This is a genomic window from Neisseria sp. DTU_2021_1001991_1_SI_NGA_ILE_055 (assembly GCF_032342915.1).
Classification (GTDB): Bacteria; Pseudomonadota; Gammaproteobacteria; order Burkholderiales; family Neisseriaceae; genus Neisseria.
On the sequence record NZ_CP135440.1, the window covers coordinates 106,890 to 127,808 of the forward strand.

Sequence of the window (20,919 nt, forward strand, 5' to 3'; positions counted from 1 at the left end):
TGAGGCTGATTAGAACTTCGCTTGCAGTCTCAACCATGCAGTACGGCCGGGTTCGTTCACGCGCATGGTTTGGGTACCGGCAGACGGGTCGCCGCCGCGACTGACGAATTCAGCATAGGTTTTGTTGAACACGTTGTCCACGCCGCCTTGCAATGTGGCGTATTTGCTGAATTTCCAACCGGCATTGAGCGAAAGTACGCCAAAGCCCGAAGAGGCGCCGATGTCTTGGCCGACGATATTGCCTTGGCCTTTGCTGTAACGGTTTTGCTTGGCCACGACGCGCCATAATGCGCCTGCGCTGAATTTGCCGTTGTCAAAGGCAAGGGTGTTGTTCCACTCGAGCGGCGGCGTTTGTGCCAAAGGTTTGCCGTCGGTACGGTTTTTGCCGTGGGTGTAGGCGAGGCTGGTGCCGACTTCCCAGTTAGGCGCAAATGTCCATTTGACTTCGGCTTCGCCGCCAAAGCGTGAAGCGTTGATGTTGCGCACGTTGAAATTCATGCCTTGGCGCTCCATCATGATGAAGTCTTTGATGTTGCTGCCGAATACGGATACGGATGCGTGGAGGTTAGGACGTTTCCAGATGATGCCTGCATCGATTTGGCGGTTTTGCTCTGTGCGGATGGCTTTGTGTTCGGAGCGCAGGCGTTCCCAGTAGTCAGGCGCGCGTTCGGCAATGCCGAATCCGGCATAGTATTTCAGGCCGTTGTCCGTATTTCTTTCCCAACGCAGGAAGCCTGAGTTCAAATTGAATTTTTGATGTTTCAAAACGGGGTCGGTCACACGCGCGGTATCGTAATGCGCTTTGACTTGGTCATGGCGCAAACCTGCTACCCAGCGTTGATTGTCGGTTTGCTGCCAAGAGGCTTCGGTGAAGATACCCCATTGTTTGAAACTTTGGTTGGGCATGTAAGGCTTGTGGCTGTAGCCGTCGCCACCGCGCTCATGACGCGCGACGTGGACGTCGTCCAGATAATCCAAACCGGTTTGCAGGTTGAGCTTGTCCCAGTCGAAGGTAGCTTTCAGACGGCCTGTATCGGTATTGCGTTTAGGGTTGTTGGCATTTTTAATCTGCATGCCGGCAGGGTTGCGGATGGTACGCAGGCTGTATGTGTCCATGACGTGGTCGATTTCACTTTTACCGTAGCGCAGTTCCAATTCGCTGAACCAGGGGGTGAGGTTGCGTTGGGTAAAACGGATATTCCACGCATCACGGTCGAACTTGCTGCCGTCCATCATGCGGTCGGCGTAGGCAACCTTGGCCCTGCTGCGCTCGTATGTGCCGGCAATGGTGGTGTTTTCGGTCGGGGTGATGCCCAGTTGCAGCATTTGGCTGTCGCGTTTGAAGTTGGAGTGAATGCGGTTGCCGTCGCCGTCTTTGTAATCGTCGGCTTCGTTATGGGAAATATTGGTACGGACGTAGCCGTATTTGCCGCCGAACTCGGCTTCCAACGAGCCGTCAAGACGGTCGTTGCTGCCTGCCGTCAGGGTGGCGTTGATGTTGTAAGGTTTTTCAGTGAAATCAGGGTCTTTGCGGATAAATTGCACCGAGCCGCTGACCAAGCCCATACCTTGGGTAACGGTTTGCGGGCCTTTGGTAACGACAACTTTATCAAACGAATTGGGGTGGATATAGGCAGTCGGCGGGTCCATGCGCATACCGCAACCGCCATAAATAAACTGGTCGTCGGCATTGACGGAGAGGCGCGAGCCACCCAAGCCACGGAACAATGGGTCGCCCGAGCTGCCGCCTTTGCGGATGATGCTCATATTAGGCACGGATTGTAAAAGGTCTGCCCCGTCTCCGGCAGGGAGGGGTTGCAAAGCAGCTTTGGGGTTGAAAGTAACGCGATTGGCTTTTTCTTGTTGCGTGCCGGTGACGGTGACAGGGGAAAGGGTAACTGTTTCTTCAGGTACAGGGTCAGTGTCTGCCCATGCTTGGGATACGGCTAAGACGATAGGCAAGATAAGTAATGGTGGGTATTTCATGTTGTTTCTCTCTATTATTGGGAATTATGTTAACTAATACCTAAGTATTATACATAAAGTCTAGTAAAATAGAAGCGGTGGGATTTTAATCTAAATCAATATTTTCAGATTTTTGGCGTATAGGTTGTTTATTAAGATTGGTCATACCAAAATATTGATTTGAAGGCATTGGTGAGGTTAATCAATAAAAATGAATGTGTTTGAATTAAACTGCTTGCGATGGGGAGAATGGCATTTCTTGACGAAAAAATAGGGGATTGATTAGAATGGGCGGCCAATTGGTCAATCCAATTTATGGCCGTCTGAATAAAACTGTCCTTCAATCATCAGGAATACAACATGACGAAATTGGTTCGTCCGCAAAAAATCAGCGATCAGGTTTTAGCCGTTTTGGAAGAACGTATTGCGACCGGCATTTATGAAGAAGGCAGTAAATTGCCTCCCGAACGCACACTCGCTGAAGAATTCGGCGTATCGCGGCCGTCGGTCAGGGTGGCGTTGAATATTTTAATTGCCAAGCAGGTTTTGGAAGCGCGGCAGGGCGATGGCTATTATGTTTCCGTCAAACCGCAGCAGGATTTTTTACAAAGCTGGCAGGATTTGCTCGGCAAACATACCAATTGGGAAACAGACGTATTCGATTTCAGCTGTCACGTTGAAGGCTGTATGGCGGCGCTGGCCGCCGAAAGACGGACTGATGCCGACTTGAAACGCATTGACTTTTGGCGGCAGAAATTTGAAGCGGCCTGCGAAAGCGGAAATTTGGAGCATCAAGCCGAAGCAGACGTCAGCTTCCATCAAACCATTGCCGATGCCGCACACAATATCCTGTTCAGCCACCTTTCCAGCAGCCTGCTCAAAATGCTTTATCAGCAAACACGCAGCGGCATTATCTATATCCATCAAACCGAAGATCCGCGCCCGACGCTGATTGCCCAGCACCGTGCTATTTTTGAAGCCATTGCCCAGGCCAAACCGGCCGAGGCGGCGGAAGCGGCCAAACTGCATTTGAATTATGTCGCCCACCGCATTTTGCAGGACAGGGAATATCAAAGCCGCAGCGAGCATGCGGACGTATTGGCGCAAAATGATTTGAAACGGGTAGATTGGTAGCGTTTAAAAATAATCAGGCCGTCTGAATTTTTTCAGACGGCCTGATTTTGCAAATAAGGCCTTTTAGTGCCACAATCTTCCTCATTCTGTCTAAAAACAAAGGAAGCACCATGTACCGTCATGTCGAGTATTATCCGGGCGATCCGATTTTGAGTTTGGTTGAAACCTTCAAACGCGACGAGCGTCCTGAAAAAGTCAATTTGAGCATCGGCATTTATTTTGATGACGAAGGCAAAATGCCGGTTTTGGAATCTGTTCGCCGGGCAGAAGCAGAGCGTGCGGCCGTACCGCGCCCATCGCCTTATCTGCCGATGGAAGGTTTGGATACTTACCGAAGCGCGGTTCAGTATTTGTTGTTTGGCAAGGATAATCAGGCGCTGGCAGAAGGGCGCGTTGCAACCATACAGACTTTGGGCGGCTCGGGGGCGTTGAAAGTCGGTGCCGACTTTTTGCACCGTTGGTTCCCTGAAGCGAAAGCCTATGTCAGCGATCCGACTTGGGACAACCATAAAGGTATTTTTGAAGGCGCCGGTTTTGAAGTGGGGACGTATCCTTATTACAACCCTGAAACCGTCGGCGTAAAATTTGAAGAAATGACTGCGTTTTTCAAAACATTGCCGGAAAACAGCGTCTTGATTTTGCACCCATGCTGTCAAAACCCAACCGGCGTCGATATGTCGCAAGCGCAATGGGATGAAGTGTTGGACATCATCAAAACGCACAAGCTGATTCCGTTTATGGACATTGCCTATCAAGGTTTCGGCGAAGATTTGGACAGCGATGCCTATGCAATCCGTAAAGCCGTCGAAATGGGCCTGCCTTTGTTTGTCAGCAATTCTTTTTCGAAAAACCTGTCGCTGTACGGCGAGCGCGTCGGCGGCTTAAGCGCAGTGTGTCCCAATAAGGAAGAAGCAGAGCTGGTGTTTGGACAGTTGAAATTTACCGTCCGCCGCATTTATTCCAGCCCTGCTGCGCATGGTGCATACATCGCTTCCGATGTGATGAACAGCGAGGAGCTGCGCGCTTTGTGGGAAAACGAAGTTTATGCTATGCGCGACCGCATCCGTGCCATGCGTCAGAAACTTTATGATGTTTTGACGGCCAAAATTCCCAATCGCGATTTCAGCTATTTCATCAAACAGCGCGGCATGTTCAGCTATACAGGCTTGACCGTAGAACAGGTACACCGCCTGCGTGACGAGTTTGCCGTTTACCTGCTGGATTCGGGCAGGATGTGTGTGGCCGGTTTGAATGCATCGAATATCGATTATGTGGCCGAAGCATTTGCCAAAGTGTTGCAATAGCCGTTTAATCTGAAATTGAATGTAGTTTTATTTGAAGTAAATCAAAAGGCCGTCTGAAAAATTTTCATCTTTCAGACGGCCTCTTTATAATTGGCGCACCCAACAGGGATCGAACCTGTGACCTCCAGCTTCGGAAACTGACACTCTTCCAACTGAGCTATGGGTGCGAGAGCCGTAAGGTTAACGCATATTGGCGTCGTTGGCAAAGTTTATCTTGAAAGTGTCAGAAAGTGGCAATGGCGGTCACGTTTTTGCATGGGTGGAATATTCAAATAACTACAAAGGTTTACAAGAATCAGACGGCCTTTTTGAGGATTTTTGCGTATCTTTTTCTCAAGATGGATTGGAAAGCCTTTGCGAATTCAGTATAATCCAGCAAAATATTGTTAACTGCGTTTAACACATAAACTATAATTTACAGCACAACCTAACCTAACGGCGAGGCCTACCAAATGAAACAACTCCGCGACCACAAAGCCCAAGGCTCTGCATTGTTCACCCTTGTGAGCGGTATCGTTATTGTCATTGCAGTGATTTACTTCCTGATCAAACTGGCGGGAAGCGGTTCATTCGGCGATGTTGCCGAAACAACCGAAGCTGCGACTCAAACCCGTATCCAGCCAGTCGGCCAACTGAAATTGGGCGACGGTATTCCAGTCGGCGAGCGTCAAGGCGATCAGATTTTCAACAAAATCTGTATTCAATGTCACGCGGCGGACAGCATCGTTCCCAAAGCGCCTAAATTTGAAAACAAAGGCGATTGGGCGCCTCGCATTGCACAAGGTTTCGATACCTTGTTCCAACACGCTCTGAACGGTTTCAACGCAATGCCTGCCAAAGGCGGTGCGGCTGATTTGACCGATCAAGAATTGAAACGCGTCATTACTTACATGGCCAACAAAGCCGGCGGTACTTTCCCTGATCCTGATGCCGCAGCTCCTGCCGATGCAGCCGCTTCCGGTGAAGCCGCTTCAGCTCCGGCGGCTGAAGGTGCAGCTCCTGCAGAAGCCCCTAAAGCAGATGCGGCCAAAGCAGACGACAAAGGTGCGGCAGCTCCGGCAGCCGGCGGCGCAGACGGCAAAAAAGTTTACGAAGCCAACTGCCAAGCATGTCATGGCGGTGCAGTTCCAGGTGTTCCTCATGTAGGTAAAAAAGAAGACTGGGCTCCTCGTATCAAACAAGGTAAAGACACCCTGCACAAACACGCACTCGAAGGTTTTAACGCAATGCCTGCCAAAGGCGGTAACGGTAGCCTGAGCGATGATGAAGTGAAAGCTGCAGTTGATTACATGGCTAATCAGTCTGGTGCTAAATTCTAAGATTTGATTTCGAATCTCGAATAGAAAGCGCATTCTGCAAAAGGATGCGCTTTTTTCGTGCAGGAAATCCGGATCTTGCTATAATACTGAAGTAGTAAATTATTCTCATGATCAAGGGTCGTCTGAAAGATTCAGACGGCCTTCGAATACAATCAAGATTCTTTTAAAGAAGTTCAACAATATTCACATACGACAAAACAATCACGGAGTTATCTCATGGCAAAAAAATATTTCGGTACTGACGGTGTGCGCGGCGAAGTCGGTCAATTCCCTATTAATCCTGATTTTGTCCTGAAATTAGGCTATGCGGCAGGTCAGGTTTTGGTGCAGCACGAAGGCGAAATCAAACCGACTGTCTTGATCGGTAAAGACACGCGTATTTCAGGCTATATGCTGGAAGCCGCGCTGATTGCTGGTTTTACCGCCGCCGGTGTTAATGTTATTCAAACCGGCCCTCTGCCTACTCCGGGCGTGGCGTATTTGACCCGTGCTTTGCGTTTGTCTGCCGGTGTGATGATTTCTGCTTCCCACAACGTTTATTCCGACAACGGCATTAAATTCTTTGCCGAAGGCGGTGTGAAGCTGAGCGATGAAATCGAGTTGGAAATCGAAGCCAAAATCGATGAGGAAATGAAAACCCAGCCCTCCAGCCGTCTTGGCCGCGCGCGCCGGATTAATGGTGCGGATGACCGCTATATCGAGTTCTGTAAATCCACTTTCCCAAGTCATTTGGACTTGCGCGGTCTGAAATTGGTGGTTGATACCGCTAATGGTGCAGGCTATGCGGTTGCGCCTAAAGTATTCCATGAATTGGGTGCGCAAGTGGTCAGTATCGGTAATGAGCCAAACGGCTACAACATCAATGAAAAATGCGGTGCGACCCATCCGAAAGCTTTGCAAGCCGCTGTGTTGCAAAATGAAGCCGATTACGGCATTGCCTTGGATGGCGACGGCGACCGTTTGATGATGGTTGACCGCAATGGCAAAGTGTATGACGGCGACAACTTGATTTATGTGATTGCCAAAGCACGCGCGCACGAAGGCGTGGAAATCGGCGGCGTGGTGGGTACAGTGATGACCAATATGGCGATGGAAGTTGCTTTAAAAGAGCAGGGTGTTGATTTCTGCCGCGCCAAAGTGGGCGACCGCTATGTGTTGGAACAGCTCCATCAACGCGGTTGGCTGATTGGCGGCGAAGCCAGCGGCCATATTTTGTGCATGGACAAACACAATACCGGCGACGGCATTATTTCCGCGCTGCAAGTTTTGGCCGCATTGCAAACCTTGAATCAAGACCTTGCCACCGTTTGCGCCGATTGGCAGCCGTATCCGCAAACCATGATTAACGTCCGCATCAAAAAAGGCCAAAACTGGCAGGATGCTTCTAAAGAGGCTTTGGCCGAAGTGGAAAAAGAACTCGAAGGCAAAGGCCGCGTGGTCTTGCGCGCATCCGGTACCGAGCCTGTCGTGCGTGTGATGGTGGAAGCCAAACAGGCGGATTGGGCGAAAAAAGGTGCAGAAAAAATTGCCGCTGCCATTCAAGGTCAAAAGTAACAGTGTGTTTGATGTTGAATTGAACTAAATAAAAGGCCGTCTGTTGTTCAGACGGCCTTTGTGTTTCATTAGAAGCTTAATTGCTCAAGACATCAACGCCTTTAGGAGGGGTGAATTTGAACATACCGCTGGAAAGGTTAGGCTTAGTGTTCAAACCGCTGAAGCTGATGCTGGTTTGGTTGCCGAAGCTGTCTTTCAGCTGCATGGCGGCGAGGTTGTCGCCTTTGAAGCCGATGCGGATGTATTGGTAGCCGGCGTTGTTTTTCTTAGGCGTAGCCAAAACGTAGTCGATACCGTTGGCAGAGCCGTCTTCTTTCAGCGTGTAGCTGCTGTCCAATGCGGTTTTGTTGGAGAGGATGGCGGCAGGGCTGTCGCCGATGGTTTGGTCTTGTGAGGACTTGGTTACTTGCGCCAAATCTACGTCATAGAGCCAAATGGTTTTGCCGTCGCCGACGATGGTTTGTTTGTAGGGTTTGGTGTATTCCCATTTGAACAAACCCGGGCGCAGAATTTTGAATGTGCCGTATGTGGTTTGGGTTTTCTTTTTGCTGTGAACGGTTTGGCTGAAGTTGCCGCTGATACCGTCGGCGTCATTATTGAATTTTTTCAGGGCGTCCACTGCGCCGGCTTGTGCAAAGCCGATGGCTGAAGAAAGCAGCGCGGCAGCGGTCAGGGTGAACAGTCGGGTGGTTTTCATGTTTTGGTTCCTTGTTCGGAGAGATGGGTTCAGTATAGACGTTATGGTGTAACAGGCAAGGGGCTGAAGGGCGGGTTTAATTTGTGTAAATATGAAAAAACTAAGCAAGTATCTGAAATAATTTCATTTCTTCAGACGGCCTGTATTTGGTTTTGACGTTTTTTTAATGAAACGCATAAGGGCTTGGTGTGGTATTTAATGTCATTTTACGGAAAGCGTGAAATTATAGTCTTTCTGTTTGCTTTTTAAAACGGTTATAATAATTATCTTTTTAAAACAATGGTTTTGTATGTATCTGAATCCTTATCCTTTATTGGAACAGGCTTTGCTGTCGGACAATCCGGATGAAAAGGGAAGATTGACGCAGGCCTTGTTTGCGCAATTGGGCGAGGCGGAAGGTTTGACGATTGAGGAGTCGAAACCTGTGGATTGCCGTTTTGCAGGCCATCCGTTGCGTCCGCGTTTGGTTGCGCCTTCGGAAGTTACGCCGCGCAAGATGAATACGGTCGAAGGCTATGCGGCGATGTTGCACGCGATTGCGCACATTGAATTTAACGCGATTAATCTGGCTTTGGATGCGGCGTATCGTTTCCGCAATATGCCGTTTCAGTTTGTGCGCGATTGGGTAAGGGTGGCGAAAGAAGAAGTGGTTCACTTCGGCTTGATGCGCCGCCGTCTGAACAGCTTGGGCTACGATTACGGCGATTTTGAAGCGCACGGGCATTTGTGGGACATGGCGTATAAAACCGCCTACGATCCCTTGTTACGCATGGCTTTGGTACCGCGGGTGTTGGAAGCGCGTGGTTTGGATGTTACGCCGGGTATTCGTGCAAAAGTGGCGCAGCGCGGCGATATGGAAACCTGCGATGTGCTGGATATTATTTACCGCGACGAAGTGGGGCATGTCGCCATCGGCAATCATTGGTATCAGCATCTTTGCCGTGAGCGCGGTTTGGAACCGGTCGTCCTGTTCCGCAGCCTGATTGCGCGTTACGATATGTTTATCTTCCGTGGCTACGTCAATATCGAAGCGCGGGAACGTGCAGGATTCAGCCGTTTCGAGCTGGATATGTTGGAAGATTTTGAGAAAAGTTTGAAACAGGATAAAAAGGCCGTCTGAAACGGTAAAACCATCATGGCACATCATCACGATCATTCGCACGCGCATACGCATACCGCCAACAAGCAGGTATTGCGCATTTCATTTTTCGTCATTGCCGGATTTATGCTGGTTGAGGCGGTCGGCGGCTGGCTGACCAACTCTTTGGCCCTGCTTTCCGATGCGGGGCATATGTTCAGCGATGCGTTTTCGCTGGGCGTAGCATTGTGGGCATTCAAACTTGGCGAGAAACAGACCACGCTGCAAAAGACATTCGGTTACAAGCGTTTTGAAATTTTGACGGCGATGTTTAACGGATTGTCGCTGGTGTTGATTGCGGCGATGATTTTTTATGAAGCAGTCAAACGATTGTTTTATCCGCCGGAAATTTTGACGGGCGGCATGTTGGTGGTCAGTATCATCGGTTTGCTGGTCAACATCGGCGTCGCTGTTTATATGTTGAAAAATGGCGATACTGAAGAAAACGTCAATATGCGTGGCGCGTATCTGCATGTAATCAGCGATTTATTCGGCTCGATAGGGGCGATTGTCGCAGCAGTGCTGATAATGGCGTATGGCTGGCAATGGGCGGATACAGTTGCCAGCGTATTGGTGGCGGCTTTGGTAGGGCGCAGCGGCTGGACGCTGTTTAAACAGACTTTGCACATTTTGATGGAAGGTGCACCGGAAAACATCCATACCGATGAGTTGCTCAGCGTTATCCGCAATACGGAAGGCGTAAAATCCGTTCACGACTTGCATGTTTGGACGATTACCAGCAATATCCACGTTTTGTCCTGCCATATTGTTGTAGATGGCGGCATGACGGTGGCAGAGTCCGAACAAATCGCCTACCGCATCGAACATGAATTGGCGCATCACAACATCGGACATTGTACGATTCAGATTGAAAGCGAACGGCATCCGCATAAAGATGAAGTCTTGTGTTCGCAGGAAATGCATGAACATCATCACCATTAACCATATTCAGGCCGTCTGAAACTTGTTGAATTGTTCAGACGGCCTTCTAAAATCATCAAAGGAACACTTATGACCCAAGCCGTATTATTCGACCTTGACGGCACGCTTGCCGATACCGCACTTGATTTGGGGGGCGCGCTCAACACGGTATTGCGCCGACACGGTTTGCCTGAAAAAAGCATGGATGAAATCCGTCCGCAGGCCAGCCACGGTGCGAGCGGTTTGCTCAAACTCGGTGCAGGCATTACGTCCGAGCATCCGGACTATATGCAATGGCGCAAAGAATTTTTGGATGAATACAGCCGCTGCTATGCCGACCAAACCATCTTGTTCGACGGTGTAAATGAAATGCTGGAAGCCTTAGTTCAACGCGGTATCCAATGGGGCATTATTACCAACAAGCCCATGCGCTTTACCGATGTCCTCGTGCCTAAACTCGGGTTTACCGTGCCTCCTGCCGTGATTGTCAGCGGCGATACTTGCGATGAACCCAAGCCCAGCGTGAAGCCTATGTTTTATGCATGCGAAGAGATTGGCGTTGAGGCGCGGCGATGTTTTTATGTCGGCGATGCCGAGCGCGACATGCAGGCAGGCAAAAATGCCGGGATGACAACCGTGCTTGCCGATTGGGGCTATATTTCTGCCGAAGATCAAACCGAAAACTGGCTTGCCGATTTCCGTATTGCCACGCCTTTGGATTTGTTGGCAATCTTGCGTTAAAACCCTGTAATAATCCGTTTTCAGACGGCCTGAAACGGCGTAAAATTACATAAATTTGTATTTTTTCAACCGTTTTACTACTTGTAAAGAGAAAAATCATGTTCTTCAAGCATATCGAAGCTGCTCCTGCTGATCCGATTTTAGGTTTGGGCGAAGCGTTTAAAGCCGAAACCCGTCCCGAAAAAGTCAATCTCGGCATCGGCGTGTACAAAGACGCATCCGGCGCAACGCCTATTGTCAAAGCCGTCAAAGAGGCTGAAAAACGCCTGCTGGAAAGCGAGACGACTAAAAATTACCTGACCATCGACGGCGTTGCCGATTACAACGAGCAAACCCAAATCCTGTTGTTTGGCAAAGACCACGAAATCATTGCCAGCCGTCGCGCCAAAACAGCGCAAAGCCTCGGCGGCACAGGCGCATTGCGCATTGCGGCCGAGTTTGCCAAACGTCAGTTGAACGCGCAAACCATCTGGATTTCCAATCCGACTTGGCCAAACCACAACGCCATCGCCAAAGCAGTCGGTATCCAAGACAAACCGTATCGTTATTACGATGCCGCCAAACACGGTTTGGATTGGGACGGCATGATTGAAGACTTGAGCCAAGCGCAAAAAGGCGACATCGTCCTGCTGCACGGCTGCTGCCACAACCCTACCGGCATCGACCCTACGCCCGAACAATGGGAAACTTTGGCAAAACTTTCTGCCGAAAAAGGCTGGTTGCCGCTGTTTGACTTTGCTTACCAAGGCTTTGGCAACGGTTTGGAAGAAGATGCCTACGGCTTGCGCGTATTCTTGAAATACAATAAAGAATTGCTGATTGCCAGCTCTTATTCCAAAAACTTCGGCATGTACAACGAACGCGTCGGCGCGTTCACTTTGGTGGCTGAAGATGAAGAAACAGCAGCCCGCGCCCACAGCCAAGTCAAAACCATCATCCGTACCTTGTATTCCAACCCGGCTTCACACGGCGCGAACACCATTGTGCTGGTGTTGAAAAATGATGATTTGAAAGCACAATGGATTGCCGAACTCGATGAAATGCGCGGCCGCATCAAAGCCATGCGCCAAAAATTTGTCGAGTTGCTCAAAGCCAAAGGTGCAAGCCAAGACTTTGATTTCATTATCGAACAAAACGGCATGTTCTCTTTCAGCGGCCTGACTCCAGAACAAGTCGACCGTTTGAAAAACGAGTTTGCCATTTATGCCGTCCGTTCCGGCCGCATCAACGTTGCTGGCATTACCGATGACAACATCGATTATTTGTGCGAGAGCATTGTGAAAGTGTTGTAATTGTCGAATTAAAGGCAAAGGCCGTCTGAATCATTCAGACGGCCTTTATTTTTTGTTGTGGCGGCTTATCCGGCAACTGCGTTCATTCCCCAATAAATCACCGCATAGCGCAGCAGTTTGCCTGCAATCAGAATAATGGCGCAATGCAGGGCATTGAGCCTGAGCCAGCCTGCGGCAAGGGGGAGGGCATCGCCGATAATCGGCAGCCATGCAAACAATAGCGGCCAAATTCCCCATCTTTGTATACGCGCCAATACTTTTTCAGACGGCCTTTTCTTGGCCGGAAACATCCTGCCTATGTAATACGAAACCATACTGCCCAAGCCATTCGCCAATCCGGCACACAAACATGCGCCGAGGGCATGTTGCGGATATTGGTACACAAATGCGGCGTATGCCGCCTCGGATGTACCCGGAAGTAGTGTGGCAGAAGTAAAGGCAGAGGCAACCAGGCCAAGGTAAGCGTAAAGAAGGGGCATATTTTGAGTTATATCAATGAGTATTGTAAAAAAGAAATAACAGGTTTAATAAGAGGATTATGCCTTTATTTTTTAATCTATCAAAAGATAAATCCAATATTATTGAATTTTTTAAAATTAAACGGCTGAAGGATAATGTAGTCGGCTGTTGGAAAATAGTTTTCAAAGTGACGGATTATCAGTATGATACGGGCGGCTGTTAATGGGTGTTAAGTTTAATGAACTGATTTAAGCTCATTTTTCCAGCAAATCTTAACAAAACGAAAGGCAAATCATGTCTGCGCATTCACAACAAAATCATACTCCTGCGCTGGTCGTCCTAACCACACTCTTTTTCATGATGGGTTTCATTACCTGCATGAACGATATTTTGATTCCGCATTTGAAAGATATTTTCGACCTGACTTATGTTCAGGCAATGCTGATTCAATTCTGTTTCTTTACCGCTTATGCGATTATGTCGATTCCGATGGGCTATTTGGTCGGCAAAATCGGCTATAAAAACGGCGTGATTAGCGGCTTCGTATTGACTGCCATCGGCTGTCTGCTCTTTTATCCTGCCGCCGGCAGTCATTCTTATGCAACTTTTTTGGGTGCATTGTTTATTTTGGCTTCAGGTGTAACACTGTTGCAAGTAGCGGGTAACCCTTATGTGACTTTGCTGTCCAAACCGGGTAAAGAATCTGCAACACTGACTTTGGTTCAGGCATTTAACTCTTTGGGTACGACCATTGCTCCGCAAATCGGTGCATTCCTGATTTTGGCTGATGCAACACAAACTGTCAGCAAAGCCGAGCAAATTTCTTCCGTTCAAATTCCGTATTTAGGGTTGGCCGGTTTGCTGATTATTTTGGCTGTGTTTGTCAAAATGATTCGTTTGCCTGATGCGCGTAAAATTGCCGAAGAAGAGAGCGAACATAACCATGATGGCAAACACAGTGTTTGGCAATACCGTCATTTGGTTTTTGGTGCGGCTGGTATTTTCTGTTATGTCGGTGCGGAAGTATCCATCGGTTCTTTATTGGTCAGCGTGTTGGGCTATCTGAAAGGTTTGGACCACGCATCTGCCGCGAAATATTTGTCGTTCTACTGGGGCGGTGCAATGGTCGGCCGTTTCTTAGGCTCTGCCATCATGGCGAAAATTGCGCCTAACCGCTATTTGGCATTTAACGCTACTGCTGCTGTTGCCTTGTTGGGCGTTGCTATGTTGGCAGGTAAAGCCAGTGCGGATATTGCGATGTGGGCATTGTTGGCCATCGGTTTCTTCAACTCGATCATGTTCCCGACCATTTTCTCTTTGGCAACCAAAGGTCTGGGTCGATTTACCAGCAGCGCTTCCGGCGTGTTGTGTACTGCGATTGTCGGCGGTGCGGTTGTGCCTGTGGTACAAGGTTGGGCTGCGGATACTTACGGCCTGATGATTTCTTTCATTGTATCAGCGATTTGTTATGTCTATATCGTCTTCTTTGCTATAAAAGGCTACAAAGCTGACGAATAATCCATCATGATAACAGGCCGTCTGAAACCTTATGGGATTTCAGACGGCCTTTTGACTTTGTGGCATAATGATTTAAATGACAGGAGGAAAAAATGGCCAAAATCATTTTGCTGCATGGCTTGCACATGCATTCGTGGGTCATGAGACCGCTGGCGTATTTGCTGGAACAAGAAGGTTTTGAAGTTGCGCTGTTCGATTATTGCAGTGTGTTGCATTCGATGAATCGGCATGTTGAGGACTTGGCCCGATGGATCGATGAGAACCATGCTGATGAAACGCTGCACTTTGTCGGCCACAGTTTGGGCGGCTTGGTTTTACGCAATTTTGCGGCTGCATATCCGGATAAAGTCAGCGGCCGTATCGTTACCATGGGTACGCCGCACCAAGGCAGCCGTGCCGCGCAACGCGTGCTCAATTTGGGTTTGCAAAAGCCGGTATTGGGCGGCTCTTACAAAGGGGCGTTGGACGGCAGTATGCCTGAGTTGCCTGTCGGTATTGAGCTGGGCAGTATCGCCGGTAACAAACCATATGGACTGGGCCGTGTTTTAGGTTTGCACGGCGAACATGATGGTACGGTCTTGGTCAGCGAAACGCATTGTCCGAATATGCGCGATCATGTCGTTTTACCGGTCAGCCATAGCGGTATGCTGTTCAACCGCAAAACTGCCGGGCAGGTAGTGGCATTTTTGCATGATGGATATTTTAAAAAGCAATAAAACACCATTTATTCTGATTAAAAAATATTTTATTCTAAATAATTCGTTTATTTTAAAGAAAATGGCAAGGGTTTGTGAGCGTTGTTTTCGTAAAATAATCAGCAGGCCGTCTGAAACCGGTTTTTCAGACGTCCTGTTATGCTAAAATCTGTTAAATACTTATTAAAAAGGCAAAGAACAATGTTTGCTTTCAAATCCTTACTCAATATGCCGCGTTTCGAGGCCATTGCGGTGGCCTTGGCTTTGGTGGCGGCAATGGGTTATACGATTATTTCGCTTGAATGGCTGCCGCATATGTCGATTGTAACGGCGATCGTGGTCTTGCTGTTGTACGGTTTGATGCGCGGCTTGAAATATCAAGACATGCAAAACGGTATGATAGGTGCGGTTGGGCAGGGCATGGGTGCGATTTATCTGTTTTTCTTTATCGGCCTGATGGTCAGCGCGCTGATGATGAGCGGTGCGATTCCGACGCTGATGTATTACGGTTTTGGATTGATTTCGCCGACTTATTTTTATTTTTCGGCGTTTGCGCTTTGCTCGGTCATCGGTATTTCCATCGGCAGTAGTTTGACGACTTGTGCAACTGTCGGCGTGGCCTTTATGGGGATGGCGGCTGCGTTTCATGCCGATATGGCGATGACGGCAGGTGCGATTGTGTCGGGTGCGTTCTTCGGCGATAAAATGTCGCCGCTTTCCGATACGACCGGTATTTCTGCTTCGATTGTCGGCATTGATTTGTTCGAGCACATCAAAAACATGATGTACACCACTGTGCCTGCGTGGTTGATCAGTGCGGCCTTGATGTTGTGGCTCTTACCCAATGTGGCCGCGCATGACATGAACAGCGTCGAGGCTTTCCGCGCGCAATTGGAAGCAACCGGTTTGGTGCATGCCTACTCGCTGATTCCGTTTGCTTTATTGGTTATCCTCGCCCTGATGCGCGTCAATGCCATTGTGGCCATGCTGTTTACTGTTGTAGTGGCACTGATTGTGACTTACTTCCACAGTACGCCTGATTTGAAACAGCTGGGCGCGTGGTTTTACAGCGGATACAAACTTGAAGGCGAAGCATTTAAAGACATTGCCCGCTTGATTTCGCGCGGCGGCTTGGAAAGCATGTTCTTTACGCAAACCATCGTGATACTCGGCATGAGCTTGGGAGGCCTGTTGTTCAGCATTGGTGTGATTCCGTCTTTGTTGGAAGCCATTCGTGCGTTCCTGACCAATGCCGGACGTGCTACTTTCAGCGTGGCCATGACATCGGTCGGTGTCAACTTCCTGATTGGCGAGCAATATTTGAGTATTCTGCTTTCCGGTGAAACCTTTAAGCCGGTTTATGACAAACTCGGCCTGCATTCGCGCAACCTTGCCCGTACGCTGGAAGATGCGGGTACAGTCATCAACCCATTGGTGCCTTGGAGCGTCTGCGGCGTATTCATCAGCCATGCCTTGGGTGTGCCTGTTTGGGAATACCTGCCTTACGCCTTCTTCTGCTACTTGAGCTTGGCTCTGACGCTGGTGTTTGGCTGGACAGGGCTGACTCTGAGTAAAAAATAAACAGTAGGCTGTTTGATCATCAGGCCGTCTGAATGCGTTTCAGACGGCCTTGTTTTACTTGAAGTAGCCGTATCAACATGATTTCACTATAATTGCTGCGCCAATAAAAAAATAATCCAAACAATGAACAAACAAATCCGCCAAGAAATTTTCGAGCGTTTCCGCGCTGCCAATCCGCATCCGACTACCGAGTTGAATTTCAGCTCGCCGTTTGAGCTGCTTATCGCTGTTTTATTGTCTGCTCAGGCGACTGATGTCGGCGTGAACAAAGCAACTGCCAAACTCTTTCCCGTTGCCAATACGCCGCAAGCCATGTTGGATTTGGGGCTGGATGGCGTGATGGAATACACCAAAACCATAGGCCTCTACAAAACCAAATCCAAACACATCATGCAGACTTGCCGTATTTTGCTGGAAAAATACAATGGCGAAGTGCCTGCCGACCGCGAGGCTTTGGAATCTTTGCCCGGTGTCGGCCGAAAAACTGCCAACGTGGTATTGAATACTGCATTCGGGCAACCTGTTATGGCAGTCGATACCCATATTTTCCGTGTGGCCAACCGCACCAAAATCGCGCCGGGCAAGGATGTGCGTGAAGTTGAAGACAAGCTGATGCGCTTTATTCCCAAAGAATTTTTGATGGATGCCCATCATTGGTTGATTTTGCACGGCCGCTATACATGTAAGGCTTTGAAACCGCAATGCAGCAAATGTTTGATTAATGATTTGTGCGAATATCCGGCAAAACTGTAAATAAAAACAGATAAAAAAAGGCCGTCTGAATTTCAGACGGCCTTTGATTTGGCTGTGATTAGTCGGCAACTGCCATCAGGCTGGCATTACCGCCGGCAGCGGTAGTATTGATACTGCAAGAGATTTCTTCAAATACTTGCAGAATGTCCAGACCTTGTTCGGAAGGCAGGATACGGATGAGCGCACCGTCGCGGCCAGCCAACTCTTGTTTGCGCTCGCTGCTCAAAGGCTCGATAGCGGCAACATGGCTGATGCCTGCGTTTTCAGGTTTGCTGTTGACTTGCAACAAACCGTCTAAATCGGCTGAGTAGGAAGCTAACGGGCTGTTAGGCTCAACAACGGTTTGGATGCCTGCGGCTGCCAGCTCGGTCAGGGCAGAGAAGGCTTGCAGCAGATTGCCGCCATGTACCCAAACGCGTTTCGGAGAGCGCCAGCTCAATGAGTTGCGTTCGCCGGTCGGGCCGACCAATACGGTTTCGGCTTTGCGCAGGGTACGGACGCGGGCGTGACCCAAAGCTGCGGCTGCGGCTTTTTTCTCTTCTGCGTTAAACGGCAGTTTGTGAACCAGGGTTTCCAAACGTTTGAGCGCGTCTTCGTCTGCTTGGCCGATGCGGCTGAGGGTTGGGGCAACCCATTCAGGAGTACGTACCAGGCGTTGCAGATAGAATGAACCGCCTGCTTTTGGACCGGTACCGGACAAGCCGTGACCGCCGAAAGGTTGTACGCCGACAACGGCACCGACGATGTTGCGGTTAACGTAGATGTTACCGGCTTCGATGCGGTCTCGGATGTGGTCGACAGTACCTTCGATACGGCTGTGTACACCGCTGGTCAGAGCATAGCCTTTGGCGTTGATTTGGTCGATGAGTTGATCCAATTCGCTGGCGCGGTAGCGGACAACGTGCAGTACGGGACCGAACACTTCGCGTTGCAACTCGTTCAGGTTGTTCAATTCAAACAGGATTGGACGAACGAAGGTAGAGTTGTTGTCATCAACGTCGGCGGCAGTTTTGATTTCGTGGTAAGCCTTCGCTACGCCTTTCATTTTGTTGATGTGGGCCAACAGGTTTTGTTGGGCTTCAGCATCGATGACAGGGCCGATGTCTGTGGTCAGTTGGATCGGTTTGCCGACAACCAGCTCGTCCATTGCGCCTTTGATGATGCTGATCATTTTATCGGCAACATCTTCTTGAACACACAAGATACGCAGGGCGGAACAACGTTGGCCCGCGCTGTCGAAGGCAGAGTTCAATACGTCGAGGCAGACTTGTTCCGGCAGGGCGGTAGAGTCCACGATCATCGCGTTTTGACCACCGGTCTCGGCAATCAGGACAGGGCTGTCGTCACGTTTGGACAGGGCTTTGTTGATCAGACGCGCTACTTCGGTAGAACCGGTGAAGATCACGCCGCCGATGCGGGCATCGCCGGTCAGGGCAGAGCCGACATCGCCTGCGCCGAGTACGAGTTGCAGCGCAGAAGCCGGAATACCGGCTTGATGCATCAGGGAAACGGCGTAAGTGGCAATCAGGCTGGTTTGTTCGGCAGGTTTGGCGATAACGGTATTACCGGCAGCCAGGGCGGAAACGACTTCGCCGGTAAAGATGGCCAATGGGAAGTTCCATGGGCTGATGGCAACGATTGCGCCGACGGCTTTGGCATCTTTAGGCAGGGTGTTTTCAGCTTCGTTGGCATAGTAGCGGCAGAAGTCAACGGCTTCGCGTACTTCGGCAACGGCGTTGTTCAGGGTTTTACCAGCTTCGCGGACGGCCAGCATCATCAATGCAGGCGTGTGTTGTTCCAACAAATCGGCAAAACGGCGCAGGCAGTCGGCACGTTCTGAAGCAGGTTTGGCACTCCACTCCGGCAGAGCGGCAACGGCTGCACCAATAGCTTCTTGAGCCAAGGCTGCATCGGCAAAGCTGACAGTGCCGACAACATCGTTGTGGTCTGCAGGGTTGCGGACGGGTTGCGCTTCGCCCACGTTACGCGCTTCGCCATTGACGATAGACGCAGCGTGGAAGTCTTCGGAAGAAGCTTGGTTAAGTTTTTCTTGCAGGTTTTGCAATACGTTTTCGTTGCTGAAATCGACGCCTTGGGAGTTCAGACGGCCTTTGCCATACAAATCGCGTGGCAGAGGCAAGGCCGGATGCAGGTGGATGCCTTGTTCGGCGATGGTGTCGAACGGGCTCTTAATCAAGCGGTCGATGCTGATGTTTTCGTCAACGATTTGGTTCACGAAAGAAGAGTTCGCACCGTTTTCCAACAGACGGCGTACCAAGTAGGCAAGCAGGGTTTCGTGTGTGCCGACCGGGGCATACACGCGTACGCGGCGGCCTAAGTTTTGCGGGCCGACCACTTGGTCGTACAGGGTTTCGCCCATGCCGTGCAGACATTGGTGTTCAAAGTCTTTGCCTTTACCCATTTGGTAGATTGCGCCCAAGGTGTAGGCGTTGTGTGTGGCAAATTGTGGGAACACGGCATCTTGCGCATCCAAGAGTTTGCGTGCGCAGGCGAGGTAGGAGATGTCGGTGTGGACTTTACGGGTGTAAGTCGGGTAGCCGTCCATGCCGTCTACTTGGGCCCATTTCACTTCGCTGTCCCAGTATGCGCCTTTAACCAAACGGATCATCAGTTTTTGGTTGTTGCGGCGGGCCAGGTCGATCAGGTAGTCGATAACAAACGGGCAGCGTTTTTGGTAGGCTTGAACAACGAAACCGATACCTTTGTAGCCGGCCAAGTCAGGATCGGAAACCAAAGCTTCCATCAAGTCCAAAGACAATTCGAGACGGTTGGCCTCTTCGGCATCGATGTTGATACCGATATCGTATTTTTTACCCAAAAGGAACAATTCTTTCAGGCGCGGCAGCAGTTCACTCATCACGCGTTCGTGTTGGGCGCGTGAGTAGCGTGGGTGGATGGCGGAAAGTTTGACGGAAATACCGTTGCCTTCGTAAACGCCTTGGCCTGCGGCATCTTTACCGATGGCGTGAATGGCTTGAACGTAGTCGTTGTAGTAGCGGTTGGCATCTTCTTCGGTGTATGCGGCTTCGCCCAACATATCGAAGGAGAAGCGGTAACCCATTTTCTCGCGCTCTTTACCGTTTTGCAGTGCTTCTTCAATGGTTTGACCGGTAACGAACTGTTTGCCCAGCAGGCGCATGGCGTAGTTAACGCCTTGACGGATCAGAGGGGCGCCGCCTTTGCTGATCAGACGGCTCAATGCGGAACTCATCTGTTTGTCGTTTGTCGCGGTCAGTTTGCCGGTAATCAGCAGACCCCATGCGGCCGCGTTAACGAAGAGGGAAGGGCTGTTGTTCAAGTGGCTTTTCCAGTTGCCTTCAGAGATTTTGTCGGCAATCAGGCGGTCACGGGTGGCATTGTCCGGAATACGCAGCAGGGCTTCGGCCAGACACATCAGTGCAACACCTTCTTCACTGGAGAGGGAAAACTCATGCATCAAGGCATCTACACCGCTGGCTTTGGTACGGCTGGCACGGACTTGGGTAACCAAACGACGGGCAAGCTCGGAAGCGGCGTTGCGCTCTTCGTCGGTCATCTGTGCACGTTGCAACATATCCTGTACGGCTTCGATTTCATCACGGCGGTAGGCATCGGTTATCGCTTGGCGCAGAGGAGTTTGTGTTGGAAAAGCAAAGTTAAACATTATTTAAGTTCTCCAGAGGTTTTTTCATGATTTCAGACGGCCTGAATTAAGACTGCTAAAACAAGCATTCTGAAGGATAGTAATATCGTAATAAAATTATGATGCGGATACAAGATGCATCCGCATAAATTGCTGTTTTTTCTGATAAGTATCAGATTATTTTGAAACAGTTTATGTCGTAAAA

16 protein-coding genes and 1 tRNA gene are annotated in these 20,919 nt (G+C 49.8%); 12 read left to right on the top strand and 5 right to left on the bottom strand.

Annotation, left to right across the window (positions count from 1 at the left end; genetic code table 11):
- Positions 1–9: 9 nt before the first annotated feature.
- Entirely contained in the window at positions 10–1,986 is a 1,977-nt protein-coding gene (locus tag RRV97_RS00475; RefSeq protein WP_315611632.1) for a TonB-dependent copper receptor, read from the bottom strand.
- Between the two features lie 339 nt (positions 1,987–2,325).
- On the opposite strand from RRV97_RS00475, the gene RRV97_RS00480 reads away from it, so the two are divergent.
- Entirely contained in the window at positions 2,326–3,099 is a 774-nt protein-coding gene (locus RRV97_RS00480) for a FadR/GntR family transcriptional regulator (RefSeq protein ID WP_315611633.1), read from the top strand.
- 110 nt (positions 3,100–3,209) lie between these two features.
- Positions 3,210–4,403: an amino acid aminotransferase gene (locus RRV97_RS00485; protein WP_315611634.1), complete on the top strand. Its 1,194-nt coding sequence runs from the start codon at positions 3,210–3,212 to the stop codon at positions 4,401–4,403.
- Between the two features lie 91 nt (positions 4,404–4,494).
- On the opposite strand, the gene RRV97_RS00490 is transcribed toward RRV97_RS00485, so the two are convergent.
- Positions 4,495–4,570 (bottom strand) — tRNA-Arg (locus RRV97_RS00490).
- 285 nt (positions 4,571–4,855) lie between these two features.
- Between RRV97_RS00490 and RRV97_RS00495 the strand changes: the two genes are divergently transcribed.
- Positions 4,856–5,722 (top strand): c-type cytochrome, encoded by an 867-nt coding sequence (locus RRV97_RS00495; protein ID WP_049323135.1) that lies wholly within the window; start codon positions 4,856–4,858, stop codon positions 5,720–5,722.
- A gap of 216 nt (positions 5,723–5,938) precedes the next feature.
- A complete protein-coding gene (gene glmM, locus RRV97_RS00500; protein ID WP_315611635.1) occupies positions 5,939–7,276 on the top strand; it encodes a phosphoglucosamine mutase in 1,338 nt (445 codons plus the stop codon).
- Between the two features lie 76 nt (positions 7,277–7,352).
- Here the strand turns inward: glmM and lolA are convergent, their stop codons facing one another.
- On the bottom strand, positions 7,353–7,973 hold the full coding sequence (lolA, locus tag RRV97_RS00505) for an outer membrane lipoprotein chaperone LolA (RefSeq protein ID WP_036493771.1): 621 nt from the start codon (positions 7,971–7,973) through the stop codon (positions 7,353–7,355).
- 289 nt (positions 7,974–8,262) lie between these two features.
- On the opposite strand from lolA, the gene RRV97_RS00510 reads away from it, so the two are divergent.
- The 4 genes from RRV97_RS00510 to RRV97_RS00525 all read left to right on the top strand — a co-directional run bounded on the left by RRV97_RS00510 (position 8,263) and on the right by RRV97_RS00525 (position 12,065).
- Positions 8,263–9,093: a ferritin-like domain-containing protein gene (locus tag RRV97_RS00510; RefSeq protein ID WP_315611636.1), complete on the top strand. Its 831-nt coding sequence runs from the start codon at positions 8,263–8,265 to the stop codon at positions 9,091–9,093.
- A gap of 15 nt (positions 9,094–9,108) precedes the next feature.
- Positions 9,109–10,053: a cation diffusion facilitator family transporter gene (locus RRV97_RS00515; protein ID WP_315611637.1), complete on the top strand. Its 945-nt coding sequence runs from the start codon at positions 9,109–9,111 to the stop codon at positions 10,051–10,053.
- A 69-nt stretch (positions 10,054–10,122) separates the two neighbouring features.
- Entirely contained in the window at positions 10,123–10,773 is a 651-nt protein-coding gene (locus RRV97_RS00520) for an HAD family hydrolase (protein WP_315611638.1), read from the top strand.
- A gap of 98 nt (positions 10,774–10,871) precedes the next feature.
- The gene (locus tag RRV97_RS00525) at positions 10,872–12,065 is read left to right on the top strand and encodes an amino acid aminotransferase (protein ID WP_315611639.1); all 1,194 of its coding nucleotides are present in this window, start codon (positions 10,872–10,874) and stop codon (positions 12,063–12,065) included.
- A gap of 65 nt (positions 12,066–12,130) precedes the next feature.
- Here RRV97_RS00525 and RRV97_RS00530 read toward each other — a convergent pair whose 3' ends face one another.
- The gene (locus tag RRV97_RS00530) at positions 12,131–12,544 is read right to left on the bottom strand and encodes a YqaA family protein (RefSeq protein ID WP_315611640.1); all 414 of its coding nucleotides are present in this window, start codon (positions 12,542–12,544) and stop codon (positions 12,131–12,133) included.
- Between the two features lie 274 nt (positions 12,545–12,818).
- On the opposite strand from RRV97_RS00530, the gene RRV97_RS00535 reads away from it, so the two are divergent.
- From RRV97_RS00535 to nth, 4 genes are all read left to right on the top strand, one after another.
- Positions 12,819–14,042: a sugar MFS transporter gene (locus tag RRV97_RS00535; protein ID WP_315611641.1), complete on the top strand. Its 1,224-nt coding sequence runs from the start codon at positions 12,819–12,821 to the stop codon at positions 14,040–14,042.
- A 92-nt stretch (positions 14,043–14,134) separates the two neighbouring features.
- Positions 14,135–14,758 (top strand): alpha/beta fold hydrolase, encoded by a 624-nt coding sequence (locus RRV97_RS00540; protein WP_314061051.1) that lies wholly within the window; start codon positions 14,135–14,137, stop codon positions 14,756–14,758.
- A gap of 180 nt (positions 14,759–14,938) precedes the next feature.
- Positions 14,939–16,318 (top strand): Na+/H+ antiporter NhaC, encoded by a 1,380-nt coding sequence (gene nhaC / locus RRV97_RS00545; RefSeq protein ID WP_003747540.1) that lies wholly within the window; start codon positions 14,939–14,941, stop codon positions 16,316–16,318.
- Between the two features lie 123 nt (positions 16,319–16,441).
- Positions 16,442–17,071 carry an endonuclease III gene (gene nth / locus RRV97_RS00550; RefSeq protein ID WP_003747538.1) on the top strand — a complete coding sequence of 210 codons (630 nt, stop codon included), beginning with the start codon at positions 16,442–16,444 and terminating at the stop codon, positions 17,069–17,071.
- 58 nt (positions 17,072–17,129) lie between these two features.
- On the opposite strand, the gene putA is transcribed toward nth, so the two are convergent.
- Positions 17,130–20,735 carry a bifunctional proline dehydrogenase/L-glutamate gamma-semialdehyde dehydrogenase PutA gene (putA, locus tag RRV97_RS00555; protein WP_315611642.1) on the bottom strand — a complete coding sequence of 1,202 codons (3,606 nt, stop codon included), beginning with the start codon at positions 20,733–20,735 and terminating at the stop codon, positions 17,130–17,132.
- Positions 20,736–20,919 lie beyond the last annotated feature (184 nt).